General features: G+C 66.6%; 29 protein-coding genes and 1 tRNA gene. 9 read left to right on the top strand and 21 right to left on the bottom strand.

Translation table 11 applies throughout. The features are described from left to right. Positions 1 to 14: 14 nt before the first annotated feature. Positions 15 to 1,079, bottom strand: coding sequence for a hypothetical protein (locus DEQ67_RS13835; protein ID WP_170076680.1), 1,065 nt, complete (start codon positions 1,077 to 1,079; stop codon positions 15 to 17). Positions 1,080 to 1,325: 246 nt separating this feature from the next. Here DEQ67_RS13835 and DEQ67_RS13830 point away from each other — a divergent pair. Next, positions 1,326 to 1,397, top strand: a tRNA-Thr gene (locus DEQ67_RS13830). 83 nt (positions 1,398 to 1,480) lie between these two features. On the opposite strand, the gene DEQ67_RS13825 is transcribed toward DEQ67_RS13830, so the two are convergent. After that, entirely contained in the window at positions 1,481 to 2,485 is a 1,005-nt protein-coding gene (locus tag DEQ67_RS13825) for a pectinesterase family protein (protein ID WP_424020139.1), read from the bottom strand. 242 nt (positions 2,486 to 2,727) lie between these two features. Continuing rightward, on the bottom strand, positions 2,728 to 3,339 hold the full coding sequence (locus DEQ67_RS13820) for a metal-dependent hydrolase (protein ID WP_186372488.1): 612 nt from the start codon (positions 3,337 to 3,339) through the stop codon (positions 2,728 to 2,730). 98 nt (positions 3,340 to 3,437) lie between these two features. Between DEQ67_RS13820 and DEQ67_RS13815 the strand changes: the two genes are divergently transcribed. Together DEQ67_RS13815 and DEQ67_RS13810 are read left to right on the top strand one after the other, a co-directional pair. Continuing rightward, a complete protein-coding gene (locus tag DEQ67_RS13815) occupies positions 3,438 to 4,055 on the top strand; it encodes a hypothetical protein (RefSeq protein WP_004063005.1) in 618 nt (205 codons plus the stop codon). A gap of 40 nt (positions 4,056 to 4,095) precedes the next feature. After that, positions 4,096 to 4,749 carry a potassium channel family protein gene (locus DEQ67_RS13810; protein WP_004041766.1) on the top strand — a complete coding sequence of 218 codons (654 nt, stop codon included), beginning with the start codon at positions 4,096 to 4,098 and terminating at the stop codon, positions 4,747 to 4,749. Between the two features lie 309 nt (positions 4,750 to 5,058). Here the strand turns inward: DEQ67_RS13810 and DEQ67_RS13805 are convergent, their stop codons facing one another. The 3 genes from DEQ67_RS13805 to DEQ67_RS13795 are packed head-to-tail and all read right to left on the bottom strand — an operon-like array spanning position 5,059 to position 7,673. Continuing rightward, positions 5,059 to 5,925, bottom strand: a complete 867-nt coding sequence (locus DEQ67_RS13805; RefSeq protein WP_115803263.1) for a phosphate ABC transporter ATP-binding protein — start codon at positions 5,923 to 5,925, stop codon at positions 5,059 to 5,061. After that, positions 5,922 to 6,620 (bottom strand): ABC transporter permease, encoded by a 699-nt coding sequence (locus tag DEQ67_RS13800; protein WP_004063002.1) that lies wholly within the window; start codon positions 6,618 to 6,620, stop codon positions 5,922 to 5,924. Before DEQ67_RS13800 ends, DEQ67_RS13805 begins: the two co-directional genes overlap by 4 nt. A 24-nt stretch (positions 6,621 to 6,644) precedes the next feature. Next, on the bottom strand, positions 6,645 to 7,673 hold the full coding sequence (locus tag DEQ67_RS13795; protein WP_115803262.1) for a substrate-binding domain-containing protein: 1,029 nt from the start codon (positions 7,671 to 7,673) through the stop codon (positions 6,645 to 6,647). A 231-nt stretch (positions 7,674 to 7,904) separates the two neighbouring features. Between DEQ67_RS13795 and DEQ67_RS13790 the strand changes: the two genes are divergently transcribed. Continuing rightward, positions 7,905 to 8,381, top strand: coding sequence for a PIN domain-containing protein (locus DEQ67_RS13790; protein ID WP_004063000.1), 477 nt, complete (start codon positions 7,905 to 7,907; stop codon positions 8,379 to 8,381). A gap of 59 nt (positions 8,382 to 8,440) precedes the next feature. Here the strand turns inward: DEQ67_RS13790 and DEQ67_RS13785 are convergent, their stop codons facing one another. The 12 genes from DEQ67_RS13785 to DEQ67_RS13730 all read right to left on the bottom strand — a co-directional run bounded on the left by DEQ67_RS13785 (position 8,441) and on the right by DEQ67_RS13730 (position 16,411). Next, positions 8,441 to 8,614 (bottom strand): hypothetical protein, encoded by a 174-nt coding sequence (locus tag DEQ67_RS13785; protein WP_004041771.1) that lies wholly within the window; start codon positions 8,612 to 8,614, stop codon positions 8,441 to 8,443. A 233-nt stretch (positions 8,615 to 8,847) separates the two neighbouring features. Beyond that, on the bottom strand, positions 8,848 to 9,255 hold the full coding sequence (locus DEQ67_RS13780; RefSeq protein WP_115803261.1) for an ACT domain-containing protein: 408 nt from the start codon (positions 9,253 to 9,255) through the stop codon (positions 8,848 to 8,850). A 160-nt stretch (positions 9,256 to 9,415) separates the two neighbouring features. After that, positions 9,416 to 10,048: a non-canonical purine NTP pyrophosphatase gene (locus tag DEQ67_RS13775; protein ID WP_115861212.1), complete on the bottom strand. Its 633-nt coding sequence runs from the start codon at positions 10,046 to 10,048 to the stop codon at positions 9,416 to 9,418. A gap of 54 nt (positions 10,049 to 10,102) precedes the next feature. After that, positions 10,103 to 10,381 (bottom strand): DUF5808 domain-containing protein, encoded by a 279-nt coding sequence (locus DEQ67_RS13770; protein ID WP_115861210.1) that lies wholly within the window; start codon positions 10,379 to 10,381, stop codon positions 10,103 to 10,105. A gap of 62 nt (positions 10,382 to 10,443) precedes the next feature. Then, entirely contained in the window at positions 10,444 to 12,102 is a 1,659-nt protein-coding gene (locus DEQ67_RS13765) for a bifunctional N(6)-L-threonylcarbamoyladenine synthase/serine/threonine protein kinase (protein ID WP_115861208.1), read from the bottom strand. Positions 12,103 to 12,135: 33 nt separating this feature from the next. Beyond that, entirely contained in the window at positions 12,136 to 12,441 is a 306-nt protein-coding gene (locus tag DEQ67_RS13760; protein WP_004041777.1) for a 30S ribosomal protein S24e, read from the bottom strand. 68 nt (positions 12,442 to 12,509) lie between these two features. Next, a complete protein-coding gene (locus DEQ67_RS13755) occupies positions 12,510 to 13,049 on the bottom strand; it encodes a GTP-dependent dephospho-CoA kinase family protein (protein ID WP_115803259.1) in 540 nt (179 codons plus the stop codon). 13 nt (positions 13,050 to 13,062) lie between these two features. Further along, entirely contained in the window at positions 13,063 to 13,260 is a 198-nt protein-coding gene (gene spt4 / locus DEQ67_RS13750; protein ID WP_004041779.1) for a transcription elongation factor subunit Spt4, read from the bottom strand. Further along, on the bottom strand, positions 13,260 to 13,832 hold the full coding sequence (locus DEQ67_RS13745; protein WP_004041780.1) for a DNA-directed RNA polymerase: 573 nt from the start codon (positions 13,830 to 13,832) through the stop codon (positions 13,260 to 13,262). Before DEQ67_RS13745 ends, spt4 begins: the two co-directional genes overlap by 1 nt. A gap of 7 nt (positions 13,833 to 13,839) precedes the next feature. Next, positions 13,840 to 14,208 carry a hypothetical protein gene (locus DEQ67_RS13740; protein ID WP_004062994.1) on the bottom strand — a complete coding sequence of 123 codons (369 nt, stop codon included), beginning with the start codon at positions 14,206 to 14,208 and terminating at the stop codon, positions 13,840 to 13,842. Positions 14,209 to 14,230: 22 nt separating this feature from the next. Further along, complete coding sequence (locus tag DEQ67_RS13735; protein WP_424020138.1) at positions 14,231 to 15,466, bottom strand: translation initiation factor IF-2 subunit gamma; 1,236 nt, start codon at positions 15,464 to 15,466, stop codon at positions 14,231 to 14,233. Positions 15,467 to 15,703: 237 nt separating this feature from the next. Further along, positions 15,704 to 16,411, bottom strand: coding sequence for a hypothetical protein (locus DEQ67_RS13730; protein WP_004041783.1), 708 nt, complete (start codon positions 16,409 to 16,411; stop codon positions 15,704 to 15,706). A gap of 225 nt (positions 16,412 to 16,636) precedes the next feature. On the opposite strand from DEQ67_RS13730, the gene DEQ67_RS13725 reads away from it, so the two are divergent. Further along, the gene (locus tag DEQ67_RS13725; protein ID WP_115803257.1) at positions 16,637 to 17,620 is read left to right on the top strand and encodes a DUF5787 family protein; all 984 of its coding nucleotides are present in this window, start codon (positions 16,637 to 16,639) and stop codon (positions 17,618 to 17,620) included. 4 nt (positions 17,621 to 17,624) lie between these two features. Here DEQ67_RS13725 and DEQ67_RS13720 read toward each other — a convergent pair whose 3' ends face one another. From DEQ67_RS13720 to DEQ67_RS13710, 3 genes are all read right to left on the bottom strand, one after another. Beyond that, positions 17,625 to 17,837 (bottom strand): hypothetical protein, encoded by a 213-nt coding sequence (locus DEQ67_RS13720; RefSeq protein ID WP_004062991.1) that lies wholly within the window; start codon positions 17,835 to 17,837, stop codon positions 17,625 to 17,627. Then, a complete protein-coding gene (locus DEQ67_RS13715; protein ID WP_115803256.1) occupies positions 17,834 to 18,658 on the bottom strand; it encodes an MBL fold metallo-hydrolase in 825 nt (274 codons plus the stop codon). The genes DEQ67_RS13720 and DEQ67_RS13715 overlap by 4 nt, the downstream gene beginning before the upstream one ends. Positions 18,659 to 18,724: 66 nt before the next feature. Continuing rightward, positions 18,725 to 20,143 carry an ATP-binding protein gene (locus DEQ67_RS13710; RefSeq protein WP_008608504.1) on the bottom strand — a complete coding sequence of 473 codons (1,419 nt, stop codon included), beginning with the start codon at positions 20,141 to 20,143 and terminating at the stop codon, positions 18,725 to 18,727. A 322-nt stretch (positions 20,144 to 20,465) separates the two neighbouring features. Here DEQ67_RS13710 and nasA point away from each other — a divergent pair, with 322 nt between their 5' ends. The 4 genes from nasA (at position 20,466) to DEQ67_RS13690 (ending at position 25,518) form a co-directional block, all read left to right on the top strand. After that, entirely contained in the window at positions 20,466 to 22,607 is a 2,142-nt protein-coding gene (nasA, locus tag DEQ67_RS13705; RefSeq protein WP_115861206.1) for an assimilatory nitrate reductase NasA, read from the top strand. Between the two features lie 58 nt (positions 22,608 to 22,665). Beyond that, positions 22,666 to 23,298: a molybdenum cofactor guanylyltransferase gene (locus DEQ67_RS13700; RefSeq protein ID WP_004062986.1), complete on the top strand. Its 633-nt coding sequence runs from the start codon at positions 22,666 to 22,668 to the stop codon at positions 23,296 to 23,298. 265 nt (positions 23,299 to 23,563) lie between these two features. Continuing rightward, a complete protein-coding gene (locus DEQ67_RS13695) occupies positions 23,564 to 25,312 on the top strand; it encodes a nitrite/sulfite reductase (protein ID WP_424020137.1) in 1,749 nt (582 codons plus the stop codon). A 2-nt stretch (positions 25,313 to 25,314) separates the two neighbouring features. After that, the gene (locus DEQ67_RS13690; protein WP_115861202.1) at positions 25,315 to 25,518 is read left to right on the top strand and encodes a hypothetical protein; all 204 of its coding nucleotides are present in this window, start codon (positions 25,315 to 25,317) and stop codon (positions 25,516 to 25,518) included. The last annotated feature ends 105 nt before the right edge of the window (positions 25,519 to 25,623 follow it).

Here is a 25,623-nt window from a genome sequence, read left to right as displayed (position 1 = left end):
GATTGTAACCACCGCTATATGTTATCGACGTAATCCTTGAAATACGTATAGTCCAAATCAAAAGATGGATTTTCAACCCTCATGTTGAGTTGAGCTTTCACCGATTTGGATTGTTGGCCGCAAACCACAGTAATCTTGATATTATCTTGTAAATTTGACTCTAATAAATTGAGTAACTGTTCGTCATTTGCCGTCAACGATGTTCCAATAATAACCAATTCGTTTGTTTGAGATAGAATATCACCGGCAAAATCCCAAATACTCCTGTATATACTCGTTTTGTTGTAGTTTTTGTGCTTTGCAAGGGGAGGGATGATGACTGGTTCGTATTGTGTTTCCATCCCGAAAACAAGGTTTCTGAAATCGTATCTCTCCAACTCTTCAAAACTAAGCTGGCGTATCTCCGAATTATGAGTGGTGTTCAAGTGAATATTCCTCGCTTTTTCAGTAAACTTCTCCGAATCTATTTTTATACCCGATCCAAAATCATTTAACAAATTAATCGAACCATGGACTTTTGCAATCGGTACCCCATCCTCATTTTGGGAATCTGGCAAATAGTAGAAATTTTGGCCGGTGTGCCGTATTGACTTCTCCATTAGAACGTCATAATTGAGACTGACTACACTCGCAGATTCTTTTTCGATCTGCTTAGCTAAGTCCGTATAATAACTATGCTCGGGAGAGAATGAGTTAGAGTATCTTCTAAACAATTCGTATAATAAGTAGTAACACGTCCCAAGTGCCGCTTGTGTATCTTTCAATGAATCCGTGGGACTTCCAGCACCGGTGAGCACTTGCTGGTAGGAATCTTCTACCTCCTCATGTAATTCCTTCAATAGAATCTCAGAATTGTATTCTAGTTCATCTGGTTCGAGCTCATTGAGCTCGCCTTGGTCATCGAGATAACTTACTAACTTATCAAAGAATGGTTCAAACTCGTCAAGCTTTAAAATACCTTTCTTCCAAGCATCCGCAAATATCCACTCACCAGTTGGTGGTGTGTCAATCGAATCTAAATCACAATGGCCAAATGAAGCACCTGCACCAATAAGATAGCACTTTGATAATTTTCCCATAGGATCATCTCTAACCCACCAATAATAGGACTTAGGGTGACTCTTGGTGGCTGTTTGCCATTCTAAGTTAGAGATGAACATAAGAACGACTGCTTTTCATTGACCTCGCAGCTCACCATGGAAATTGATTCACCATTTAGCACGTTACGTTGAGACACACCCGAAGCGTTTCATCACATTCTTATACAGCCCTGTAGTAAAATCGGATGCAGAAAGCGCATCAGTGGGGATATCAACCCATAGAGTGCCTGGGTAGCTTAGCGGTAAAGCGCGTCCTTGGTAAGGACGAGACCCCGGGTTCAAATCCCGGCCTAGGCTCTTCTCACAAACTCACACACAGAGCGATAGCGAACCGCATCGAGTGAGTTCAACGTCCGTCTGACACCGCCCCGCTCGCACGCTCATTCCTCCCAGTCCCACCACTCCCCACGACTCGCAGAACCCAGCACGTTCGCCTTCGAATACCGCTCAGCCTCGTCCTCGGTCAGCGCCGCCGCCCACGACACCCGCTCGCCCTCCGCCCCCGGGCCTCGGCTGTCGAACTCCGCGTATTCGACCGTCGCCTCGGCGTCCGGTCGCGACCAGTTGTGCCACCCGTCGGAGCGGACGTGCGAGTCCATCCACGTGCGGATAAACGCAGTTCGGGCGTGATTCCGCCACGGGCGGCCGAGATACGCTTCGGACACGTCGGCGTCGGCGGTCAGTTCGCAGTCGAGAAAGACGAAGCCGAAGGGCTCGCTCGCCGGCGTGGAGGCCGCGGTGATGTACGAGTCGGCTTTCGAGTGGACGCGGCAGTCCTCGAAGACGGCGGTCGCGCCGCCGAAGACGAAGTCGGTCGTCCCCTCGAGATAGCAGTCCGAGAAGAACTGGCGCGCCCCCTCGCCGGCGGCGTAGACGGTGTCTTGGTGGCCGAGGACGCGACAGTTCTCGAAGACGGCGCGGTCGGCGTCGACGTGGAGGGCGACGGCCTGTCCGACCGGGCCGGCGCTGTTCTCGACGGTCAGGTCGCGGGCGCGGAAGTCGTTGCCGCGGACCTTCAGCGTGTAGGTGAAGAAGGTGCTGTTGCGCCCGCGGTCGATTCGCTCGAAGTGGTCGCCGTGGGTGATGACCGTCTCCGTGGCGCTCTCGCCGACGAGGGTGATGTCGGGGTTCCACGCGTGGACTTCGACTTTCTCGTCGTACACGCCGTCTCGGACGAGGATGCGGACTCGCCCCGGCGGAAACGACTTCGCGCCGTCGATGGCGGCCTGAATCGTCTCGTAGTCGCCGCTGCCGTCCTGCGCGACGACGTAGTCGTACGCGCCGGCGTCGTCGGGGTCGTCAGCGCCTCCGAGAGTCCCGACCGTCCCGGCGGCGACGGCGAGACAGCCGACCGCGACGGCGAGCGACGTGAGTAGTGCGAACATGCATCGTACCACTCTCGCCGACGCCATACGCTTGGGGGGTACCGGTGGAGCCCACGGCGGGGACGCGAGCGGTTCATCCCCCGTACCGCGCCGACGCGAACGGGTTCGACTCCCCGGTTCGTCGTCGGGAACTGGGGGGCGTCGTCGCTCCGCTGGTCGGTATCAGGGGCAGCGCTGACGGCGGCGAGGCCGTCGTACGCGTTCGAAAAAGCGGGTGGAACTCGGGCAGAAGTGGGTGCGATTCAGCGGAAGTCGCGGACGAACCGCTCGGGCATGAGGTCGACGACGTGGTCGGGCATCGCCGCGACGGCGGTCTCGGCAATCGCAACCATCGGCTTGCGGAGCAGGACGTAGACGCCGGAGACGGCGACCGCGGCGATGACGAGCGTCTCCGCGAGGCCGTCGAAGGCGAGGACCGGCGGGACGGCAAACGCGAGCGTCAGCGCGAGGTCCTCGGGCGCGCCGTCGTAGCGAATCAGTCGCTTCGGGGCGAGCCACCGGCCGTTCCAGTGGTCGTAGACGGCGCGCTCGGAGGTGCCGAGCCACGGCTTGAGTTCGAGGCCGCCGCCGAGCACGTCCGACGCGGAGTGGAGCGCGGCCGCCGCGAGGAACAGTGCGACGGCGAGCGTCGTGGTCGTCGGGTTCAGCGCGGCGACCGCGACCGCGGGCACGGCGAGCGCGCTGAAGTACACGGGGAAGTGGAGAGTCTTCCGGTGGCCCGCGTACAGGTCGAAGTCGGGGAACAGGCCGCCGAGTGCGGCCGCGAGCACCGGGAGCATCCCGGCCTCGGGGACCAGCGCCCACACGGCGGTGCCGAGGACGACACCCGCGAGGGCGTGAGTGGTGGCCATCATCGGTGGGGCGTATGCAATCTGGAGGAAAAACGGTGTCGGTGGTCGTGCTAGCTAGTACCACGGTCGAATTTAGGGCGCTCAGGCCGTAGCACACCGCAATGGTCTCCCGTCGATTCGAACGGCTCGCGGGGCGGGTGATTCAGGCCGCCATCCTGTGTATCTTGCTCGTCGGCATCTACACGCGGAATCTGAGCGTCGTCGTCAACGCGGTGCTCGCGCTGGGCGCGACGTTCCTCCCCGCGGTGCTCCGCCGCGACTGGCAGATTCGGCTCCACCCGCTTCTCGGTCTCTGGTTGGCGCTGGCGGTGTTGCTCCACGCCGTCGGCATGCTCGGCCCGTACAACTACATCGACTGGTGGGACCACGTCACCCACACGCTCTCGGCGACCGTGGTCGCGGCCGTCGGCTACGTCACCGCGCGGGCCGTCGACGAGTACACCGAGGCCGTCCACCTCCCCGACCGCTTCATGTTCGTCTACGTCCTGCTTTTCACGCTCGCGGCCGGCGTGTTCTGGGAGGTGTTGGAGTTCGGCGCGCGCCTCGCCGCAGAAGCCATCGGCTCTGAGGCCGTCCTCGTCCAGTACGGACTCAGCGACACCATCGTCGACCTCGTCTTCGACACCGTCGGGGCGGTGCTCGTCGCCCTCTTCGGGACGCCGCCGCTCGCGGACACCATCGATTCAGTCAGGGAACGCCTCGAACGGACTCGGTCCTGACGGGGCCATCTTTTAGCCACCCGGTGTGCATACTACTACCATGAATTTCGTTATCGTTGGGTACGGTCGCGTGGGCTCGCGGACCGCCCGAGTGCTCCGCGAGGAGGGCCACGACGTGACGGTCGTCGACAACAACGACAAGAAGGTCGACCGCGCCCGCGACGAGGGGTTCGAGGCCGTCCTCGGCGACGGCGGCACCGAAACCGTGCTGCGGGAGGCCGGCATCGAGGGCGCGGACGCCATCGGCGGGCTGACCGGCGACCCGAACATCAACTTCGCGGCCTGCATGCTCGGCAAAGAGTACGACTGCCGGACGGTCATGCGAATTAGCGAGGACTACCGCCAGGAGATTTACGAGCGCTACGCCGACGACGTGGACGAGATTATCTACCCCGAACGCCTCGGCGCGGCCGGGGCGAAGACGGCGCTTCTCGGCGGCGACTTCAACGCCATCGGCGACCTGACGGACCAACTTCGGCTGACGACGGTCAGCGTCCCCGACGGCGCGCCCGTCGTCGGCGAACACGTCGCCAACATCGACCTCGGTGCGGACGGCCGCGTCTACGCCCACGGCCGGGAACGCGAGCCGATGACGATTCCGCTTCCGGGAACCGTCGTCGAGCCCGGCGACCAGCTCGCGCTGTTAACGGAGCGCAACGCGTTGGACCGGGTTCGGTCGAAACTGCTCGGCTGACGCCGAAACGACGAGTTTCCTGTCGAGACCCGTCGCAACCGAGACGCTTCGCTGCGGTACGGTCTGCCTCGGAAAACAGCGCCGTGGTGGCGGCGCCGCGCGTCGTACCGGGGGAACCAGAACGACGATGGTGGTGGTGGTTTTCGTGCCGGGCGCGCCGGTGGGAGGATGGGAACGAAGGCCGAATACGCGCCCCATACTCGGGTACGTATGGGGAACCTTAAATCCGCGTCAGACGGGAGTCACACGCCATCTACCCGCAATATGTGCTGTTATACCACCGACGAGACCGCGGCGGTCAGCCCGCGTTCAGTAGACGAGTTTCCCCTCGACGAACTGGCGGACTCGGTCGTCGTCCGGCGACTCGAACACCGCGTCGGTCGGCCCCGACTCGATGCACGTCCCGCCGAGGATGACGGCCGTCCGGTCCGACACCCGCCGAGCCTGTTGCATGTCGTGGGTCGCGAGTGCGACGGCGATGCCGCGGTCCCGCGCCGCCCGCATCGCTGACTCGATGGCGGCGGTGTTCCGCGGGTCGAGATTCGACGTCGGCTCGTCCAGCAGCAACACGTCGGGGTCGGGCGCGAGCGCCCGCGCGATGGCGACGCGCTGGGCCTCGCCCGCCGACAGCGAGCCGGCGTCGCGGCCGACTTTGTCGAACATTCCGACGGTCCGAAGCGCGTCTCTGACCGTCTCGGACGGCTCGTCGCGGCCGAACAGTCCCTCGACCGCGTCGCGGACGCGAGCCGACCACGACCGACGGACTCGAAGCCCGTAGGAGACGTTCTCCTCGACCGTCGTCGAAAAGAGGCTCCGCGTCTGAAACGCCATCCCGACCCGGCGTCTGACCGCCAGCCGGCGGGCCTCGGGGAGGTCCCACACGTCGTCGCCGCCGACCTCGACCGTCCCCTCGCCGGGACGCTCGAACATGGCGAGCAGTCGGAAGAGCGTCGTCTTCCCCGTGCCCGAGGGGCCGACGACGGCGAGAATCTCGCCCGGTTCGACGGCGAGCGAGATATCCTCCAGCACCGCGCCGTCGCCGAAGCCGTGGCCGAGGCTGCGGGCCGCGAGTCGGGTCTTGCTCCGCCGCGCGCCGTTCGCCGCCGGGTCGGGCGCGGCGGTCTCGTCGGGCTTCTCGGAACCCGAATCGCCGGCACCCGGTCGCTCGGTCGTCATCGTCCCCTCCCGTTCCGTCCCGGGGTCCGGTCGCGAAAGCGCGCGCCGAGGGCGTTCACGCCGAGGACGAGCGCGAGTAGGATGGCTCCGAGGGCGATGCCCGTCTCGATGTTCCCCTTCCGCGCCTCGACGGTGATGGCCGTCGTGAGCGTCCGGGTGAACGACGTGCTGTCCGAGAAGACGATGTTTCCGCCGACGATGAGGACCGAGCCGACCTCGCTGATGGCGCGGCCGTAGGCGGCCAGAAGCGCCGTGACGATGCCGTAGCGCGCCTCGCGGACGACCAACAGGGCGACGTCGGTCGAGGTGCCGCCGGCGGCGAACGCGGCGTCTCTGAGGTCCTGCGGAACCGACTGGACCGCCGACAGCGAGACGCTCACGAGGACGGGGAGCGCGAGGATGGTCTGCGAGAGAATCATCGCCTCGGGCGTGAACAGCAGTTCGAACGTCCCGAGCGGCCCGGACCGGGACAGCACCAAGAGGACGACGAGCCCCACGACGACGCTCGGAAAGCCCATCCCCGTCGAGATGACGGAGGTGACGACCGACTTCCCGTAGAAGTCGCGGAACCCGACCGCCAGCGAGATTGGTAGGCCGAGCGCGGCGCTCAGCGCGACCGCCGCGGTACTCACGTACAGCGAGACGGCCGTGATGCTGACGAGGTAGGTGAGGTTCAGGTCGCCGAGGGCGAACACGGGCGGTGGTGGGGTCCGGTCGGACTAAAAGTCCTCGGGGACGTGCTGTGCCACCCACGACTCGAACTGCGCGTCGGAGACCGACGCCGACGACGAGGCGTTCTCCCCGCCGTCGTAGTTCTCGGGGACGTACTGGCCGAACTGCGGGTCCTCCGAGAGCGCGTTGGGGAAGAACAACTGCGACCCGTTGGCCGTGTAGTTGCTGATTATCTCCTGTCCCTCGGGGCTCGTGAGGAAGCCGGCGTAGGCCATCGCCAGCGAGTAGTTCACGTCGGGGTACTTCGCGGGGTTCACCGGGATGACGCCGTAGGGGTTCTTCAGGATGGTCGGACCGCCCTTGAGCGGGCCCTGCACCTGAATTTCGAGGTCGATGTTGTCCTGCGTCGCGAGGAACGTCCCGCGGTCGGAGAGCGTGTACGCGCCCGACTGGTCGGCCTGCACGAGCGTGTCGCCCATGCCCTTGCCGATTTCTCGGTACCACGTCCCCGACGGCTCGACGCCGGCGGCCTCCCAGATGAGCAGTTCCTTCTTGTTCGTCCCGGAGTCGTCGCCGCGGGAGACGAACGTCGCCCCGGCGTCCGCGACGGTCGCAAAGGCGTCGGCCGCGCTCTCCATTCCCGAGATGCCCGCGGGGTCGTCCGCCGGCCCGACGACGACGAAGTCGTTGAACATCACGTCGCGGCGGTTGACGCCGTAGCCATCTTGCAGGAACTCGTCTTCCGCGCCGCGGGCGTGGACGAGAATCACGTCCGCGTCGCCGTTTCGCGCCGTCTCGATTGCCGCGCCGGTCCCCTGTGAGATGGTTTTCACCCGAGCGTTGAACTTCTCCTCGAACACCGGGTTCAGGGCGTCGAGCAGCCCCGTGTCGTACGTGCTCGTCGTCGTCGCCAGCGTCAGCTCTTGGGTCGAACCGTCACCGCTTTCGCTCCCGCCAGAGCCCTCGGCGGTCTCGTTGTTCGCCTGCGGGGGACTCGTGTTCCCCGTGCATCCGCTCAGTCCGAGAACCGCACCGACACCAGCAGCCTGTAAGAAACGCCGTCGCTCTATCGCCATGCATTGTGGTTCGCCGAACGCGAATTAACTGTTTCCCACGCAACGTAATCACAAATAATTTCAATACCGGTGCATCGTAACGATTCGACCCCGAATCCGGTTGCGTCGGATTCTTTTCGACTCGCCCCGTGGAGACGGCCATGAGCTGGGAGTCGCTTTTCGCCCGCGCCGCCGCCTACGACACCACCGAAGCCGACATCAGCGAGGCGCTTCGCGCCCGCCGAGGCGACGATGCCTGAGACGGAGCCCTCGCCCGCGCGGGTCGTCGCCGACGCCGACGTGCTCGCGGCCGACCTGCTCGTCGATGGCCCCGCGAGAGCGGCGCTCGACCACCTGCGGCGACACTCGTGGACGACGCTCGTCGCCAGCGACCCGCTCCTCGACGACGCCGAGGCGGTCGTCTCGTCGCTCGCGGACGCCGACCTCGCGGCCGACTGGCGCGAGAAAACCGACTCGTGGGCCGAACTCGTCGCCCATCCGGACGGCGACAACCCCGCGCTGGCGTCGGCCTACCGCGGCGGCGCGATGCATCTCCTCACGTTCGACGACCGGCTTAGCTCGGCGCAGGCGGGCGCGGCGCTCGGCGGTCGCTTCCCGGTCAGCGTCCGCCATCCGAAGGCGTTCGCGTCGCTGTTCGCGCCGGAGAGTCTCTACGCCGAGGTCGAAGGCGGGCCGTACCCCGGGCCGGACCGCGACCCGCGGGCGTAGTCGCTCGCGCCGCCCCAATCGACCACCCGTGTCGGCTCTGTCGCTGACCGCCTGTCGGGTCAGTCGTTGAGGACGCGGGTCACCGCGAAGATGGCGAGGACGGTCACGAGACCGAAGCCGACGGCAACACCGAGGCCCTGCGAGGCGTCGCCGAAGAACACCGCGATGGCGGCGAAGACGGCGATGCCGTAGCCGCTGGCCGCGCCGGCGGCGACGACGTTCGCTCGGTTCATGCGTCTCCGTACGCGCCCGCGATGCCTGAGCGTGACCCCCCGCGATTGTGGGTCGTGACGGGGTCGAAGTCGGGGCCGGGGCGAGGGTCGGCTCTCACTCGGGCGGTGCGCGCGCGGTCGGTCTGGCCGGGGTCGGTGACGAGTGGGAGGGAGTCGTCGGAGTCGGGAACCATCACGGCTAATGTGGCACCGCCGAACGTATCAAACTGTTCGCTCGCGAGCCGGGACCGGCGTTAGTTCCCGCCGCCGGAGTCCTCGGCGCGCTCGACGGCACACCCGAGCGATTCGAGCTTCGTCGCGGCCGCCGCCACGTCGCCCTCCCGGACGAGCACGTGGTCGGTCGAGTACGCCGACAGCGCGAACACCGAGATATCTTCCGCGGCGAGCGCGCCCGCGACCCGCGCCAGAAAGCCGACGAGTTCGAACGGCAGGACCATCTCGAAGGTGAGTCGCTTCCAGCCCCGCTCGATTTCGACGGCCGCCGCCTCGTCGACGCGTCCCTCCTCGACGACGACCGTCGTCTCGGTTCCGTCTCGAATCGTCGCGAAGGCGTCCGGGTCACTCCGTTCGGTCTTGACGACCGCGTAGGTCGCCGCCGAGACGGTCACGGTCCCGCCCTCGAAGAAGTCGCTGGGGTCCATGCGTTTCGGGGTCGCTCCGGCGAGGTAAGCGTAGCGACTGGCGACGCGGTCGACGACTCCGGTTCAGCGTCTGGCCGACAATCAGCGACTTTCGACGGACGCCTCACTACCGTTCGGCGTACTTCCGTCGGACGCTCCGCGCCCGACGACGTTCGCCTCGCTATCTCTCGGCGTACCACGTCGCGAACTTCGCTAACGCCCGCCCGCGGTGGGAGATGCCGTTTTTCTCCTCGGCGCTCATCTCCGCGAACGTCGCGCCATCGTGCTCGAAGATGGGGTCGTAGCCGAAGCCGCCCTCGCCGCGCGGCGGGACGATGCGGCCGTTGACGCTTCCGGTAAAGAGCTTCACCGGGAGCGCCTCCGTCTCTTCTGCGTCCTGTTCCGCGCCGCGTGCGGCCGCCACGGTCCGGTCGTCGCGGTCTATCGGGTCCGGACTCGCCTCGAACGGCTCGCCGTCGCAGTACGCGAGGACGCAGCGGAACGAGGCCCGGCGGGGCTCGTCGAGCTCGGCCGCGGCCAGTCGGTGAACCGCCTCGACGCCGAGGGTGTCTTCGACGTACGAGGAGTACGGGCCGGGAAAGCCCTCGAAGCCGTCGATGAAGAGGCCGGCGTCGTCCACGAGCACCGGCTCGTCGGCGTAGCGGTAGGCCTCGCGCGCGCCGTGGGCCGCGATGGGGCCGAGGTCGGACGCCTGCACCTCGGTGTAGTCGAAGTCGAGTTGGGTCACGTCGTCGTCGAGGTACGAAAGCACCTCGCGGACCTTCCCCGCGTTCGTGGTGACGTATCGGAGCACGTCCGGCCCTCCGCGGGCGGACGTGGAAAAGTCGTCGGTGTCGGTCGCGTCGCCTCAGTCGACGATGACTTCGACGGGGCCGTCGTCGGCCTCGGCCTCGTCTTCCGTCCCTTCCGCCTTCTGGCGCTCGTTCCAGAGGAGGCCGCCGGCGACGAGGAGGACGACCCACGACCGCCAGCTCGCGAGGTTCAGCGTGTAGCCGATGCCGAACGGCTTTTCGACCAGCATGCCCTTGCCGGGCTGCCAGTACGACGAGAGCAGTCGGCCGGCGCTCGGGCGCTCGAAGTTGTACGGGATGCCGAAAAGCGTTCCGCGCTGCGGTTTGTCTGCCATGTGTGACGGATACGCCGGCTCGGGATAAATCGTTTTGGCCTTCCGACGAGTTCGACGGCGGCCTACCGGTACCGGCCGCGCGACTCGACCTCGCGCAACCGGGCGATGACCTCGGCCGAACCGACGGCCTCGTAGCCCGCTTCGAGCGCGTCGATGAGCGGGTCGGCGTCGGCGGCGGTCCCCTGGACGCTCTGGGCGAACACGTGGAGGTCCATCGCGTGGTCCTCGACGTGGCCCGTGTGGAAGCCGAGGCCGAAGTCGATGAGATACACGCGCGGGTCGCCGTCCGGCCCCGTTCCGACACGGACGTTCCGCGTCGTCGGATCGCCGTGGACGATACCGGCCTCGTGGAGTCGCGCGAGGTACTCGCCGACGACGCGGACGGCCTCGGGGTCGAGGCGCTCCGCGAGGTCGGCATCGCCGACCCGCTGGAACGCGATGACGCCGTCGACGGGGTCCACATCGCGGACGACGGGCGTCCGAACGCCGGCGCGCCGGGCGTCGCTCGTCAGCCGCGCCTCCGCCTTCGTACGCTCGCGTCGGAGCCTGTCGTCCAGTTCCGGGTGGCGGTACGTCTTCGGGACGCGCCGCTTGACGACCTCCTCGGTACCGATGTCGACGGTCGCCTCGGCCCCGCGAATCGCGCCGTCGTCGGTGTAGGCGCGCGCGACCGACTCGTCCGCGCCGCGCCACGTCACGTCGACCTGGTCGGGCCGGAAGTTCGGGTCGACGGTCGAGTCTTCGACCGCGAGCGTGTCGCCCGCGGCGAGCATCCGCGCGCCGAGGGCGGCTATCATGCCGGCGTTGTCGCGGAGGAACCGCGGTTCGGGCGCGTGGAACTCCGCGCCGCGCTGGTCGCACATCTCCGCGAGCATCTCGCGCAGGCGGGCGTTCTGGCCCACGCCGCCGCCGAGGACGAGTTCGTCCGTCCCCGTCAGCGACAGGGCGCGCTCGGCCACCTCGGTGAGCATGGCGAAGACGGTCTCTTGGAGACCGGCGCAGATGTCGGGGACGGGCGTGTCCGCGTCCGCCTCGTCCTTCGCGGCGCTCATGATGCCGGAAAACGAGAAGTCCATCCCTTTGACGACGTACGGCAGTTCGACGTAGTCGCCGTCCTCCGCGGCCGCCTCGACCTTCGGGCCGCCGGGGTGGGTCCAGCCGACGTGGCGGGTGAACTTGTCGAGGGCGTTGCCGACGCCGGTGTCCATCGTCTCGCCGAGGACGCGGTAGCGGCCGTTGTGGTAGCCGAGCAGGTGGGCGTTCGCGCCCGAGGCGTTCAGACACACCGGCGAGTCGAAGCCGGACTGGTAGCGGCCGATTTCGAGGTGCGCGACCATGTGGTTGACGCCCAGCAACGGCACGTCGAGCGTCTGGGCGACCGAGCGGGCCGCGGTGCCGACGATGCGGAGACACGGCCCCAGACCGGGGCCGCGAGAGAAGGCGACGCCGTCGACGACGGGGCCGTCGCCGTCGTGTCGCGCCGCGGCGTGTTCGAGCGCGGTCTCGACGACCTCGGGGATGGCGGTCCCCATGTGCTCTGCGGCCTCGCGCGGGTGGATGCCGCCGCTGTCGGGCTGGTACGGGTCAGATTCGATGAAGACGTGGTCGACCGCGGGGTCGGGCGTCCGTCCGGTACCGGAGCGGAGCGCGTCGGGGTCGTCGGTCTCGAAAACCGCGGCGCTCGCGGCCCACGCTGTACCTTCGATTCCGAGAATGCGCATCGAGTGTGAAGAAACGGCGGTCGGAAGCCGAGACTACGCCTCTTCGGCTTCGACTTCGGCGTCGGTAATCTTGTTGCGCTCGAGCATGTGGTCCTGCTCGACGTCGCGCGCGAACTCGGGGCTCTCGTAGACCTTCGCGTAGCCCGCGGTCTTGCGCATGCCGAACTTCGTGTCGAGTTCGTGGACGACGACCTCGTCGGAGTCCTTGTTCAGCTTGGCCGCGAGCGAGTCGCGGACCGACAGACGAGAGGGCGTCGCTTCCTCGTGGACGATCTCGAATCGAACGTCCGTCCGGTGCAACATGGGGTTCTCCTCCTCGGAGATGATTTCGATATCCATGGTTCAGTTACCCGTAATTCCCTCCGAAGCAAGTAAAAGGATTTCGAAGGGACGAGCGCGCCCGCGTCTCAGGCGTCGATGGGCGCGACGACGGCGTCGAAGTCGCCGTCGAACCGCGCGAGGAGGTCCCGCATCTCGCTTTTGGCCGCGTCGGTGACGGCGACGCGGACCATTCCCTCGTCAGGCTGGCCGTAGACGACGGTCGAACCGACGGGCGCGGCGAGCACCGCCGGGAGCGTGGCGAGGTCCTCTTCGCCCTCGACGAGGAGCGTCGTCGGCTCGGGGTCGTCGAGCGCGGCCACGAGCGCCTCGACGAGGGCGACGGAGACGGTGCCCGGTTCGTTTTCGACCTCGACGAGGCGGCCGGTCTCGACCGCCCGCCGAATCTCCTCGCCGACGGCCTCGCGTTTCGTCTTGCCGTCGACGACGGCCACGTCCGGCGGGCGACCGGCGCGGCGGAGGTGGAAGGTGACGACGTCGCCGACGGCGACGAGCGGCGCGTCCGCGTCCTCGCTGGATGCGTCTGCCAGCAGGTCGTCGGCCTCGGCGTACACCGGGCCGAACGGCTCTTTGAACGCCGCCCGAAGCGCCGTCGGCAGGGTGAGCATGCTCAGCGGACCCTCAGCGGACCTTCAGCGCGTAGCCGCCGGGTTCGGTGACGTTCATCTCGGTGGCGATTTCGCTGTCTTCGGGATGGGTGATGACGACGTAGCCCGCCCAGTCCTCGGTGAGACTGCTCGACCCGCAGTTCTCGCAGGTCTGTTTGTCCGGGTCGTTGACGAAGTGGCACTCGCGGCAGGCGAGACGGGGCTTCGCCATCAGTTACCCTCCGCCGAGGCCTCGCTCTGCTGGCGCTTCGATTCGAGCCAGCCGTGCTTGCCGAGCCCCGGCTGTTTGGCCGTGAGGCCGATCTTCGAGTCGCGCGGGTTGCGCTCGTCGATGCTCTTGGTGACGATGCGGGCGCGCACCTCGTCGTCGACGGCGAGCGTCTGGTTGGACTCGGTCGACGCGAGCTGCTGGTTCTCGCCGTCGTAGGCGAGGTATTCGTCGGATATCTGCGAGACGTGCAGCAGCCCGTCGACCGGGCCGATGCCGACGAAGGCACCGAACTCGACGACTTCGACCACGATGCCGTCGACGACCTCCTGCATGTCGGGGTCGTAGGTGATGGCGTCGAAGTCGGCCTCGTAGTAGACGCCGGGGCGGTTGGGCAGCACGGTGCCCTCGCCGATGTCGTTGACGTTCACGACGCTCACGACGCTCCCCACGTCCTCGTCCATCCGTCCTTCCAACTTGTCCTGCAACAGTCGCTTGACCCGCTCGGGCGTCACGTCGCCCAGGTGTCGGGGTGGGACTTCGACTGTATCTTTGAGTCGTACCCGTTTGTACATAGTTTCGTTAAGGTTCCGTGATTGCCAGCGTGGCGTGCCCCCGGATGCCGACGACGGGAATCCCGCAGTCGAGCACCCGGTCACGGAGGGGCTTGTCGTTCGTGACGACGTAGTCGACCTCGCCCGATTCGGCGAGTTCGACGACCGCGTCGTCGGCGTACGATTCCTCGGTTTCGACCGCCCGGCACCGGGTCGCCAGGTCCGCGCCCACGCTCGCCGCGACGCCTTCGGTCCCGCCGCCCGACGAGAGCTTCTCCAGCTCGTCGAGGACGGCCGTGGGGACCACGAGGTCCGCGTCGGCCGCGAGCAGCCGGTCGAGTTCGTCGAACACGCGGACGTCGAGTTCGACCGGCATCATGAGCGCGTTCGTGTCCATGACGACTACGGTGGCGGTCACGTCACTTGAGCGTCCCGATACCGATGAGCCGCCAGCGAGCGCCCACGCGGCGGTTGATGGCTATCTTCGCGCCCTCCTCGGCGCAGACGGGGCGCTTGAGCGAGACTTCCGCCTCGCCGCTTCGCGCGCTCGTCACCGCGCCGACCGTGGTCGCGGTGCCGACGGTGAGCATCAGGGGCTCGCCGGTGGATATCTCGTCGATACCCTCGCCTTCCTCGCCGCCGACGACGCGGTCGAGCAGTTCCACGTCCATGGTGAACTGCTCGCGCGTCGGCGGGAGCGTGCCGGGCTCGCCGGCGACCTGTCCCGCGAGCGCGTCGCCCTTCGTGAAGCTCGGGTCGAGACCGGTCCCGACGCCGCAGAGCCCGCCGGGGCGGACCTCGTCGACCATGTTGCCGCCCGCCTGGAGCGAGCGGATTTCGGTCGTGATGGAGCGCCACTCGGTCTGGCCCTCCTCGTCGACCTCGCGGCCGGGGCGGAGTTCGAGTTCGTCGCCCGCTTCGAGCTTGCCGGCGACGACGCTGCCGCCGATGACGCCGCCCGCGAGGCCGTCCCAGGTCGTCCCCGGGCGGTTGATGTCGAAGCTGCGCGCGACGTACATCTGGCTGTCTTCGGTCTCGTCGCGGTCGGGCGTCGGAATCTCCTCCTCGATGGCCTCGATGAGGAGGTCGAGATTGACCTCCTGCTGGGCGCTGATAGGGACGATGGGCGCGTCTTCGGCCACCGTATCCTCCACGAACTCCTGTATCTGTTCGTAGTTGTCGACGGCTCGCTCGCGGTCGACGAGGTCGACCTTGTTCTGCGCGATGACGATGTTCTCGATGCCGATGATGTCGAGCGCCATCAGATGCTCGGCCGTCTGGGCCTGCGGCACGTCCTCTGTCGCGCTCACGAGCAGGATGGCACCGTCCATGATGGCGGCACCAGAGAGCATGGTCGCCATGAGCGTCTCGTGGCCGGGCGCGTCGACGAACGAGACGGTGCGGAGTACGTCCGTCTCCTCGCCGTCTTCCGTCTCCTCTTCGACCGTGTAACACTCCGGCGCGTCAACGCCGGGAATCTGACGGAACGTCGCGTCGGCGTACCCGAGTCGGATGGAGATACCGCGCTTCATCTCCTCCGAGTGCTGGTCCGTCCACGAGCCGGACAACGCTTGAACGAGCGTCGTCTTTCCGTGGTCGACGTGACCGACGAGTCCGATGTTCACCTCCGGTTGTTGTGGGTTTTTCGTCACCATTGACCTCCTGAGAGTAATCTTGCGTGAACTTGGCTCCGAACGACTGATAAAGGTGCTGTTCTCGGAGCGGCGACGCTGTGGCCGCGTCGGGCGGTCACACACCGCGCGCGGCGATTCAGCGGCGTCTCCCGGTCCCGGCGACGGCTCGAAAAATGGGTGGTCGTGCCCCCCGGCACGACGGTTCGTGGACCGATTCGAGTAACCCCTCGAATCGCTGTCGGCTCCGGGCGTTGCCGGTTATTCGACGCCCGCGACGAGCGACTGAAGCTCCTCGCGGTAGGCGTCGGGCGTGAGGCCGAGGTCGATGTCGACCGAGACCTCGATGGCCTCGGTCGGCTCCTTGGTCACGCTGAGTTCGATGTTCTCGCCGGGGTGTGCGCCGCCGGCGACGAGAATCGTCCCGTCGTGCTCCCAGACGGCCAGCATCCCGCTGACGTCGAACTCCTGTCCCTCGATGGTGAACTCCTTTTCCTCGGTGAACGGGAACGTAATCTCGTCGAAGGCGATGGTGGCTTCGTACTCGGTCACGCGCGCCGACTCGCCGGTGTCGACCGTCGTCGACCGCGTGCCCGTCTGTTCGATGTCCGTGACATCCACGTCCTCTAACTGCCCCTCGTAGTTCGCCCGCGCGTGTTCTTCGACCACGTCGACGACCGTCCCGCGGGCCGCTTTCGGGAGGTTCGACAGGCTCGGGTCGAGCGTCACGCGCGTCGCGAAGAACAGCGAGAACTGCCCCTCGGCCTGTCCGAGCGTCTTCTCCTTCAGCGTCTCCGAGAGGTCCATGTCCTCGTAGACGAGCGTCTCGAACGCCGCGGAGACGCTCGCCGGGCCGACCGACTGCTCGAAGGCCGGGTCTAAGGAGTGTCCCCCGATGTACTCCCAGCCGCCGGCTTCGAGCGCCGCCTCGGGAACCTGCGGCGGTGCCCGCGCGGCGCTCGCGGTCATTCCGGAACTACAACCGGCGAGACCTGCGAGTCCCGCGCTGGCCGCGATTCCGAGGTACGCTCTCCGCCTGATACTGTGGGTTTCGTTGTTTTCCCCCTTCATCGGTCAGTACTGCCGCGCTCTGTCTCAAATAGGTACCCCCCCGAAAATCAGATACGAGAACACCGACACGACCCGACGGCCGTGGGAGCGACCTTTTTGCCGCTCCGCCACCGAGCGTGTCACGTGCCCGTTCCGGCGTCGTCGCCCTCGGAGTTCGCCTTCGAACTGGCGCTTTGCGCCCGCCTCGAACAGACGACCGACTGGCTCCCCGCGCGCCAACTCGGCGCGTCCGTCGCCTCGCCGGGGAGCCGCATCATCGACGTGTGCGCCGTCGTCCCGGGGCCGGGGTTCGACGACCGCGCCCGCATCACCGACCGCGCGATTCCCGCGGCGGCCATCGAGAGCGACGTGGGAGCCGGCAGCGCCGTCTTCTGGCGCGACGGCTTCGACTGCCACCCCGGTCGCGCCCGGCGCGCCACCGACCGCGCCGTCGAGGTCGGCTTCTTCGAGTCCGAGCGCCGCCGGAGCAGGGAGTACGTCCGCCGCGCCGCCCGCTACCCGGACGACTGGTTCGCCCGGCTCGTCGGCATCGAGAACAAACCCGACCTCGGAAGCCCCGGCGACCTGCTCAGACAGCTTCGCCTCGACGTGAGCCTCGCGGTCTTCGACGAAGTGATTCTCACGACTGAGAGCTATGTTACCGGCGCGCACCTCAACCGCATTCCGGAGGAAGTCGGCGTCTGGCGCTTCGACCCCGACACCGGCGACCGCGAGGTGGTCCGCGAGCCTCGCCCGCTTTCGCCCGACTCGACCGGCGTCGAACCCGTCGAGTACCACTCGCTGCACACCGACGTGGCGCTCGTCTCGCCCGCAGAAAAGCGAACCGCGCGCCTCCGACTCGCCGAGCGCGCCTACGGCAAGGGATGGCGCGCCTACGACCTGCCGGGCTGTGCCCGCGCCCGCGTCGACGCCGACGGCCGCCCGGTCTGCGACCACTTCGACCACGTCGTCGACCCCGGTTCGGAGTGCGGCACGGACTGCCCGGCGTTCGAGGCGGCCGACCCGCCCGAACTGGACCGCGACGGCCTCCGCGAGTCGCGGACGGACTGGGTCGCTGACCCGCCCGGCGCGGTCCGCAGACAGTCGGGACTCGACCGGTATCGCTGACGCCTCACTCCGCGTCCGCCCGCCGCTCCATGTAGTTCCAGTAGGCGACGAGCGCGACGCCGATGACGGCGACGAAGACGACTTGGACGACGACGCCGACGAGGTCTAGCCGACCCGTGTCGACGTACGTCAGGACGAAGTTTCCCGCGGCCGCGACGACGCCGGCGACCATGAGATATCTGAACGCCGTGTCCTCGGCGACGGCTCGCAGCTTCACAGGTCGTACACCTCGCCGTCGACCGCCAGCGGCTCTTCGAACGCCTCGTCGGCGGGATAGTAGTGGGCGACGTGGACGAGGCGGGTCTCGTCGGCGTCGAGTTCTTCGCCGAGCGCGATGGCCCCCTCGCGGGTCATGTGCTTCGTGCCGAAGGTCCGCGCGACCCCGTTTTCGTCGTAGTCGTCGCCGCCGATGGGGTGGTACTCGCAGACCGACGCGGGGACGATGGCCTCGGCGAGAAGCAGGTCGGGATTCCGGAGCACGTCGCGGGACGCCTCGGGAATCGCGTAGGTCGTATCTCCCGAAAGCGAGAGCTTCGCACCCGTCTCGGGGTCCTCGATGGCGACGCCGTAACAGACCAGCGGCGGGTGGACGACCGGCACGAACGTCACGTCGAGGCCGCAGGCGCGGAACGACTCGAACGGCGTCCGGTCTTCGACCGAGATGCGGTCGAGGTAGTCGAACTTCGAGCGAATCGCGTCGGCGACGCTCTCGCCCGTGACCGGGTCGACCTCGTCGGCCGCGTGGACCGCGAGGTCGTCGAGGAGGCGGTAAACGTTGCCGAGGCCGTCGAGATGGTCGAAGTGAATGTGAGTTACTAAGGCCTCGTCGGGAAGCGGCACGTCCTGCGTGAGAAACTGGTGGCGGAAGTCGGGGCTGAAGTCCACGAGGAGCGACTCGCCGGTCCGCTCGTTTTCGACGTGGACCGAAAAGCGCGTCCGCTCGATGCCTCGCTCGCGGGCCGCGAGGCAGGTCTCGCAGTCGCACCCGACGGTGGGCGTTCCGGTCGTGTCGCCGGTCCCGAGGAGGGTCACGCGCATTGATTCAACCACGGGGGCGGCGAGGTATAAACGTGGCCGACGGCGGCGGGCGCTCCCGTCGCCCGCCTACTGCGCCGCGCCGGCGTCCTTCTGCGTCTCGCCTTCGTGTTCGTCCGCGTGGTCGTGGTCGTGACTGTGGTCGTGACCGTCTCCGGACTCCGACCCCGCGACGAGTTCCGACGAGTCGGACATCATGTCGAGGTTCTTCAGGTTGTCGCGCTCTTCGAAGTCCGCGACGGCCTCGAGCAGGTCGTCCTGCGTGAGTTCCATCCGCTCTTCGGTGAGCGCTTCGAGGACGGCCTCGCGGAGGACGAGTCGGAGGTCGGAGCCGGTCAGGCCCTCCGTCACGTCCGCGATGGCCGAGGGGTCGAACTCGTCGATGTCCATCCGGTTCGTGATGACGCGGAGGATGTCGGCGCGCATCCCGCGGTCCGGCTTGGGGAAGTTGACGATTTCGTCGAAGCGCCGCCACGCCGCCGAGTCGAGCTGGTCGGGGTGGTTGGTCGCGCCGATGAGGATGACCTCGTCGCGAATCAGCGAGATGTCGTCGATGCTCTTGAGCAGCGTGTTGACCGCGCGCTTGAGCGCCGCGTGCTCGTCCGACCGGCGGGTCTTGGCGACCGAATCGAACTCGTCGATAAAGAGGATACACGGCGACAGGCGCTTCGCCACCTCGAACGTCTTCTCGACGTTCTTGGCCGTCTCGCCGAGGTACTGGCTCGTAATCATCGAGAGCTTCACCTCGACGAACGGCAGGCCGAGTTCGTGGGCGAGCGCCCGCGAGACGGTGGTCTTGCCGGTCCCCGGCGGTCCGACGAACAGGATTTTCCCGATTTCGCGGAGGCCGATGTCCGCGAGGTACTCGCGGTGTTCGATGGCCTTCATCAGCTTGTGAATCTCGCCCTCTTGGTCCGTCGTGAGCACGAGGTCGTCGAGCGTCATCTCGATTTCCTCGGGCGCGCGGACCTGCACGAGGTCGAGCATCTCGGCGTCGTCCTCGTCGTCGAAGTACTCGTCGAGCAGGCTGTCTATCCACACGCGGTCGGCGTGAATCGGCCGGGTCTGTTCTCTCGCGTCCGCGTGGGTCACGTCCACGTCGTCGCGGTCCTCGACCGACTTCGCCACCGTCGGGTTCGTCACGAGCCGGTCGTAGTCGGCTCGCTTGACGAACCACTCCAGCGCCATCTTGGGCTGCGTCAGCGAGAGGCGGCCGGAGAACTCCTCACGTTGGGTGAACATGAGGTCGGAAATCGCGTCCCAGGGGTGTTCGACGCCGGTCGCCTTCCGCGCGACGGACTCGGTCACGACGAGCGGTCGCTCGATGCCGGCGGCCGACGAGTCGTCCTCGTCGCCGTCGTCCTCGGCGTCCGCCCAGAAGACGCGTCGATACCGCGGGGGAAGGTCGTTTTCGTCAAGCGTTCGGTCGTCAGTGTAGAGGTGGGCCGTCAGCAGAAACTCGACAACCTCGAGCGCCCGTTCACTCATCCCCCAGAAATTGCCCGGGGAGACGCATAAGAGCGTCGGAGCGCCGCCGGGTGCCGCGCGCGACCGACCGGCCTCGATGGCACGGAACGCGGTCCGGAACCGCCGTCAGACATTAATTTCAGAAAAACAATCAAAAAACATATTTTAAATTGGGGGATTTACGCGATTATATTCCTTTCATTCGATTGTATATTGTGTCTTTATTCGGAACACGTGGGGAAAATATCCGTTATTAAACGATTAGGTCTTTATGGTTATCTTCCGCCACTGTGAGCCAAGAAAGTGAAATGATATTCACGAACGGCACGGGATATATGCCCGAATGCGGTACATTCGACGCGAGCGGTGGGTGGTGAGTCGCGTGGCGAAACAAGTCCCCACGACCTGCATGCGCTGTGCGGTCGGCTGTGGCCACGTCCACCTCGGCTCCGATACGGCGTACGGTCTCGACGCGGTCCGGGGCGACCCCTCGCATCCCGTGAACAACGGGCTGGCCTGCGGTCGCGGCATCCGCGAGTCGGCCGACCCCGACGGCTCGTGGCTCACGCGACCGCTCGTCAGGGAGAACGGCGAACTCCGGCAGACCTCGTGGTCGGACGCGCTTTCGCGCGCGGGAGACGCTATCAGCGACGCGATGGCCGACGACCCCGACGAGGTCGCCGTCCTCGGCAGCGGCCAACAGACGAACGAGGCCGCCTACGCCCTCGGAAAACTCGCTCGCGGCGGTATCGGCACCAGACACTACGACGCGAACACGACGCTCTGCATGGCGAGCGCGGTCACGGCCTACTACCGCGCCTTCGGGAGCGACGCGCCGCCGCCGACCTACGACGACATCCCCGAGGCGGAGACGCACCTCGTCTGGGGGGCGAACCCGGCGGTCGCCCATCCGGTGATGTTCCGGTGGATTCGCCAGTCGGCCGACGACGGCGACCTCGTCGTCGTCGACCCCGTCGAGACGAAGACCGCGAGCGTCGCCGACGACCACGTCGCCATCGACCCCGGCGGCGACCTCGCGCTGGCGCAGGCGATTCTCGGACACCTCGTCGAGACCGACCGCGTTGACGAGGCGTTCGTCGAGGAACATACCGAGGGGTTCGACCGCGTCGTCGACGAACTCCCCCCGGTCGAGGAGGCGGCGTCGGAGGCCGGCGTCACCCTCGACGAGGTCGAGAAACTGGCGTCGCTCCTCGACGCGCCCACGCTCGTCTACTGGGGCATGGGCGTCAACCAGAGCGTCCGGGGCACCGCGACCGCCGGCGCGCTCGTGAACCTCTGTCTCGCCTCCGGCAACCTCGGCCCCGGGTCCGGCCCCTTCTCGCTCACCGGGCAGGCGAACTCGATGGGCACCCGCGTGGTCTCCTCGAAGGGGACGTGGCCCGGCCACCGACCGTTCGAACACCCGGACCACCGCCGGACCGTCGCCGAGGCGTGGGACGTGCCCGTCTCTCGGCTCCCCGACGACAACGGCCCGGGACCGGTCGGCATGTTCGAGTCGTCGCCGTCGGTCATCTGGACCGTCGCCACCAACCCGCTCGTCGGGTTCCCGGACGCGACGACCGCCCGCGAGGTCCTCGACGACTCGTTCCTCGTCGTGCAGGACGCCTTCCGGTCGGAGACGGTCGAACTCGCGGACGTGGTGCTCCCCGCGGCGACGTGGGGAGAGTCCGAGGGGACCACGATGAACATGGAGCGGACGGTCTCGCGGGTCCGCCCGGCCACGGAGACGCCGCCGGGCGTCAGGCAGGACCTCGACATCATCGCCGACGTGGCCGCCCGCGTCGCGCCCGGGTTGCTCCCGAGACCGTCGGTCTCACCGAGCGAACTGTTCGACGAGTTCGCCGCGCTCACCGAGGGGACCGACGCCGACTGCTCGGGGCTGTCGTACACGCGACTCGACGGCGAGCGCGCTGTCCGCTGGCCCGCGCCGGACCCGACGAGCGAGGGCGGATACCGCTACTACGACGACGCCGACGGGGAGTCGGACGACCCGACGTGGTCGTTCCCGACGGCGTCCGGGAAGGCCCAGTTCAGCGCGCTCTCGGGGTCGTCGCTCCCCGAACCCGCCGACGAGTCGTACCCGCTGACGCTCACGACCGGCCGCGAGGCCGACGGGTACAACACCGGGGTCCGCACGCGGAGCGACACGCCGGACCAGCCGGTCGCCCGCGCGCATCCCGACACTATCGACGCGCACTGCGACGCGGTCGTCGACCCCGAGGGCGACCGCCGAACCACCGTCGTCTCCCGTCGGGCGTCGGTCCCGGCGACGCTCGACCCCGACGACGCCGTCCCGCCGGGCCTCGTCTGGCTCTCTATTCACCATCCCATGACAAACCGACTTACAAGCCCTGCGGTCGACCCGCAGTCGAACGAACCGAACTTCAAGCAGTGCGCCGTCCGCCTCGAACACCCCGAGACGACAGCCGCCTCCGACCGCCTCGCCGCCGAGGTGAGCGACTGATGGCGTTCGTCGCCGCCGGCGGACGGTCCCGCGAACTCGAACCCACCGCCGCCTGAGAATGGCAGACGCGTCGCACCCACACCTCGACACCGGCCGCGCGGGCATCATCCTCGCCGGCGGCCGCTCGACCAGATTCGGCGGCATCGACAAGGCGACGGCTACGGTCGGCGGCCAGCCCATGATTCACCGAGTCGCCGCCTCGCTCGACCCCGTCGTCGACGAACTCGTCGTCAACTGCCGCGCCGAACAGCGCGACTCCCTCGCCGGCGCACTCTTGGACTTCGATATCCGGTTCGCGGAGGACTCGCATCCCGACCGAGGACCCGTCTTCGGCCTGCGAACCGCCCTGCGGGCGACGAGCGCCGAGTACGCGGCGGTCCTCCCGTGCGATATGCCGCTCGTCCCGAGCGGGTTCATCTCGCACCTCTTCGGCCGCTTGCAGGGCAGCGCCGGCGTCGTCCCGCGGGTCTCCGAGACGACCCAACCGCTCCCCGCGGTCGTTCACTGCCGCGCCGCCGAAGTCGCCTGCACCGACACTATCCGCGACGGCGACGAGCGCCTCCAGACCGTGATGTCCGCGCTCGACGTGACCGTCCTCGACGACCGCGAAGTGGAGGCTCACGCCGGGACGCACGCGTTTCACAACGTGAACTCCTTCGACGACTTGCGCGCGCTCACCCCTCGCCGGTGAGCCGCGTTCGAGGCACATACTACACTATCGTTCATTATAGTGGGTTTAGATTGTCGAATAAACAGCCGGCTTTCTGCCCAGAATACGCCCTTATATTCGGAATATTTGGTTATAAAATGGACGAATAGTGAACATAAGGCCTATTTCTACACATTATCAACGAATACGCTTATCAACTTCTATCGAGTCGTGTTATCACGAAACATGACCAAGTTCGCAACCAAACGCACACGGATAGTGGACGATTGCCCACTGGTGGTCGGTAATGGCGAGTAAGAAGGAAGCCTGGAAGTCGGAGCTCTACGGCGACGCGGTCCGCGACAAAATCGAGGAGTTCGCGGAAAAGGGGGTTGACGCCATCCCCGAAGAGGAGCGAGACAAGTGGTTCACTCGCTTCAAGTTCTGGGGCGTCTTCCAGCAGCGGACGGGTCAGGACTCGTACTTCATGATGCGGCTGACGAACGCCAACGGCGTCCTCGAACCGGGGCAGCTTCGCGCCATCGGTGAGGTCGCGCGCGACTACGCCTCCGGCCCCGTCGAGAACCCCGAGTTCGGAGACGCGTGGATCGACCTGACGACCCGCCAGTCGATTCAGCTCCACTGGCTCGAACTCGAAGACATCCCCGAGGTCTGGGAGAGGCTCGAAGCGGCGGGCGTCTCCTCGCGCTCTGCGGGCGGCGACACGATGCGGAACATCACCGGCTGTCCGGTCGCCGGCCGCGACAAGCACGAACTCGTCGAATCCCAGCCGCTTCTCGACCGCTTCCAAGAGGACCTCCGCGGGAACGACGCGCTGTCGAACATGCCGCGGAAGTTCAACATCAGCGTCACCGGCTGCCGGGAGGGCTGCGCGCAGGACTCGATAAACGACGTGGGGCTCGAACCCGCGACCAAAGAAATCGACGGCGAGACCGTCACCGGCTTCAACGTCCGCGTCGGCGGCGGCCTCGGCTCCCGGAAGCCGCGCGTCGCCCGCGACCTCGACATCTTCGTCGCCGACGAAGAGCGCGCCTACGAGGTCGTCCGCGGCTTCGTCGAACTCTACCACGAACACGGCAACCGCGACGTTCGGGCCCGCAGTCGCTTCTTCGTCGACGAGTGGGGCACGGAGAAGATTCGCGACCTGCTTCAGGAGGAGTACGTCGACTTCGAACTCCGGTCTGCGGGCGAGAACATCCGCGACGAGTACACCTACAACGCGGGTCGCCCGGAGTCCGACGGGAAACACGACCACATCGGCGTCCACGAGCAGGCCAACGGCGACTACTACGTCGGCCTCAGCGTCGCGGTCGGTCGGCTCACGGCGTCGGACGCCATCGAACTGGCCGACATCGCCGACGAGTACGGTTCCGGCGAAATACGGCTCACTCGCCGCCAGAACCCGCTTCTGATGGACGTGCCGGAGGAGAAGCTCGACGACCTGCTCGCAGAGCCGCTCCTCGGAAAACACACGCCCGTCCCGAACCCGTTCCAGCGCGGCACGGTCGCCTGTACCGGCACGGAGTTCTGCTCGCTCGCGCTCACGGAGACGAAAGCCCGGACCGCCCGGATGCTCCGGTGGCTCCGCGACAACGTGGACGTGCCCGACGACGTGAGCCAACTGAAGATTCACTACTCCGGTTGCACCGCCGACTGCGGGCAGGCGAACACGGCCGACATCGGCCTGTTCGGCATGCGCGCCCAGAAGGACGGCGAGATGGTCGAGGCGATGGACATCGGCGTCGGCGGCGGCATCGGTGAGGAGCCGTCGTTCGTCGACTGGATTCAACAGCGCGTCCCGGCCGACGAAGTGCCGGGCGCAATCGCGTCGCTCGTGGAGGCGTTCGCGGAGCGCCGCGAGCCCGGACAGACGTTCCGCGAGTGGGTCGACGCCGAGGGGACCGAGGCGGTCACGGAGTACTGCGTGCCCGAGGAGACGGAGTTCGAAGCGCCGTACATGCACGACGCGAAGCAGTCGTGGTACCCGTTCGCCGAGGACGAAGCGCAGTCCGAACAGGCGGTCACGAGCGACTGAGCATGACCGAACGCAGCGCCCACGACGACCCGGCTGACGACGCCGAGGCCGTCGCCGACGCCGACACCCGCGTCGACGACGCGCCGTTCGAGCACGCCTCGGCGGATGTCGCGCCGGAGCTCTTCCCGGCGGAACCAACGGCTGCCGACGCGGGTACCGGCGGAACCCCCGGTCGGCCGGACAGCGACTCCGCCACCAGTTCCTGAGTTCCGAGAGTCGGGCCGTCGTTTCCACGTTTCCGCTCTCTCGGCGTTTTTCGACCCGATGAACAACTCGTCACGACGAATAGCGAGTTCTAAACTATTTATGGT

The organism is Haloferax sp. Atlit-48N (assembly GCF_003383015.2).
In the GTDB taxonomy this organism is placed as follows: domain Archaea; phylum Halobacteriota; class Halobacteria; order Halobacteriales; family Haloferacaceae; genus Haloferax; species Haloferax volcanii.
Note: the sequence above shows the minus strand (reverse complement) of the source record. Positions and strands in the feature narration are given on the sequence as shown.

Coding starts and splice junctions, on each gene's coding strand:
- DEQ67_RS13785 (WP_004041771.1), bottom strand. CDS start 8,614: ATGAACCGAGCGAACGTCGTCGCCGCCGGCGCGGCCAGCGGCTACGGC.
- DEQ67_RS13795 (WP_115803262.1), bottom strand. CDS start 7,673: ATGGCGATAGAGCGACGGCGTTTCTTACAGGCTGCTGGTGTCGGTGCG.
- DEQ67_RS13835 (WP_170076680.1), bottom strand. CDS start 1,079: ATGGGAAAATTATCAAAGTGCTATCTTATTGGTGCAGGTGCTTCATTT.
- DEQ67_RS13695 (WP_424020137.1), top strand. CDS start 23,564: ATGGCGAGTAAGAAGGAAGCCTGGAAGTCGGAGCTCTACGGCGACGCG.
- DEQ67_RS13715 (WP_115803256.1), bottom strand. CDS start 18,658: ATGCGCGTGACCCTCCTCGGGACCGGCGACACGACCGGAACGCCCACC.
- DEQ67_RS13740 (WP_004062994.1), bottom strand. CDS start 14,208: ATGGACACGAACGCGCTCATGATGCCGGTCGAACTCGACGTCCGCGTG.
- spt4 (WP_004041779.1), bottom strand. CDS start 13,260: ATGGCGAAGCCCCGTCTCGCCTGCCGCGAGTGCCACTTCGTCAACGAC.
- DEQ67_RS13735 (WP_424020138.1), bottom strand. CDS start 15,466: ATGGTGACGAAAAACCCACAACAACCGGAGGTGAACATCGGACTCGTC.
- DEQ67_RS13790 (WP_004063000.1), top strand. CDS start 7,905: ATGCCTGAGACGGAGCCCTCGCCCGCGCGGGTCGTCGCCGACGCCGAC.
- DEQ67_RS13820 (WP_186372488.1), bottom strand. CDS start 3,339: ATGATGGCCACCACTCACGCCCTCGCGGGTGTCGTCCTCGGCACCGCC.
- DEQ67_RS13700 (WP_004062986.1), top strand. CDS start 22,666: ATGGCAGACGCGTCGCACCCACACCTCGACACCGGCCGCGCGGGCATC.
- DEQ67_RS13710 (WP_008608504.1), bottom strand. CDS start 20,143: ATGAGTGAACGGGCGCTCGAGGTTGTCGAGTTTCTGCTGACGGCCCAC.
- DEQ67_RS13805 (WP_115803263.1), bottom strand. CDS start 5,925: ATGACGACCGAGCGACCGGGTGCCGGCGATTCGGGTTCCGAGAAGCCC.
- DEQ67_RS13780 (WP_115803261.1), bottom strand. CDS start 9,255: ATGGACCCCAGCGACTTCTTCGAGGGCGGGACCGTGACCGTCTCGGCG.
- DEQ67_RS13810 (WP_004041766.1), top strand. CDS start 4,096: ATGAATTTCGTTATCGTTGGGTACGGTCGCGTGGGCTCGCGGACCGCC.
- DEQ67_RS13760 (WP_004041777.1), bottom strand. CDS start 12,441: ATGGATATCGAAATCATCTCCGAGGAGGAGAACCCCATGTTGCACCGG.
- DEQ67_RS13730 (WP_004041783.1), bottom strand. CDS start 16,411: ATGACCGCGAGCGCCGCGCGGGCACCGCCGCAGGTTCCCGAGGCGGCG.
- DEQ67_RS13755 (WP_115803259.1), bottom strand. CDS start 13,049: ATGCTCACCCTGCCGACGGCGCTTCGGGCGGCGTTCAAAGAGCCGTTC.
- DEQ67_RS13815 (WP_004063005.1), top strand. CDS start 3,438: ATGGTCTCCCGTCGATTCGAACGGCTCGCGGGGCGGGTGATTCAGGCC.
- DEQ67_RS13765 (WP_115861208.1), bottom strand. CDS start 12,102: ATGCGCATTCTCGGAATCGAAGGTACAGCGTGGGCCGCGAGCGCCGCG.
- DEQ67_RS13745 (WP_004041780.1), bottom strand. CDS start 13,832: ATGTACAAACGGGTACGACTCAAAGATACAGTCGAAGTCCCACCCCGA.
- DEQ67_RS13690 (WP_115861202.1), top strand. CDS start 25,315: ATGACCGAACGCAGCGCCCACGACGACCCGGCTGACGACGCCGAGGCC.
- DEQ67_RS13825 (WP_424020139.1), bottom strand. CDS start 2,485: ATGTTCGCACTACTCACGTCGCTCGCCGTCGCGGTCGGCTGTCTCGCC.
- DEQ67_RS13770 (WP_115861210.1), bottom strand. CDS start 10,381: ATGGCAGACAAACCGCAGCGCGGAACGCTTTTCGGCATCCCGTACAAC.
- nasA (WP_115861206.1), top strand. CDS start 20,466: ATGCGGTACATTCGACGCGAGCGGTGGGTGGTGAGTCGCGTGGCGAAA.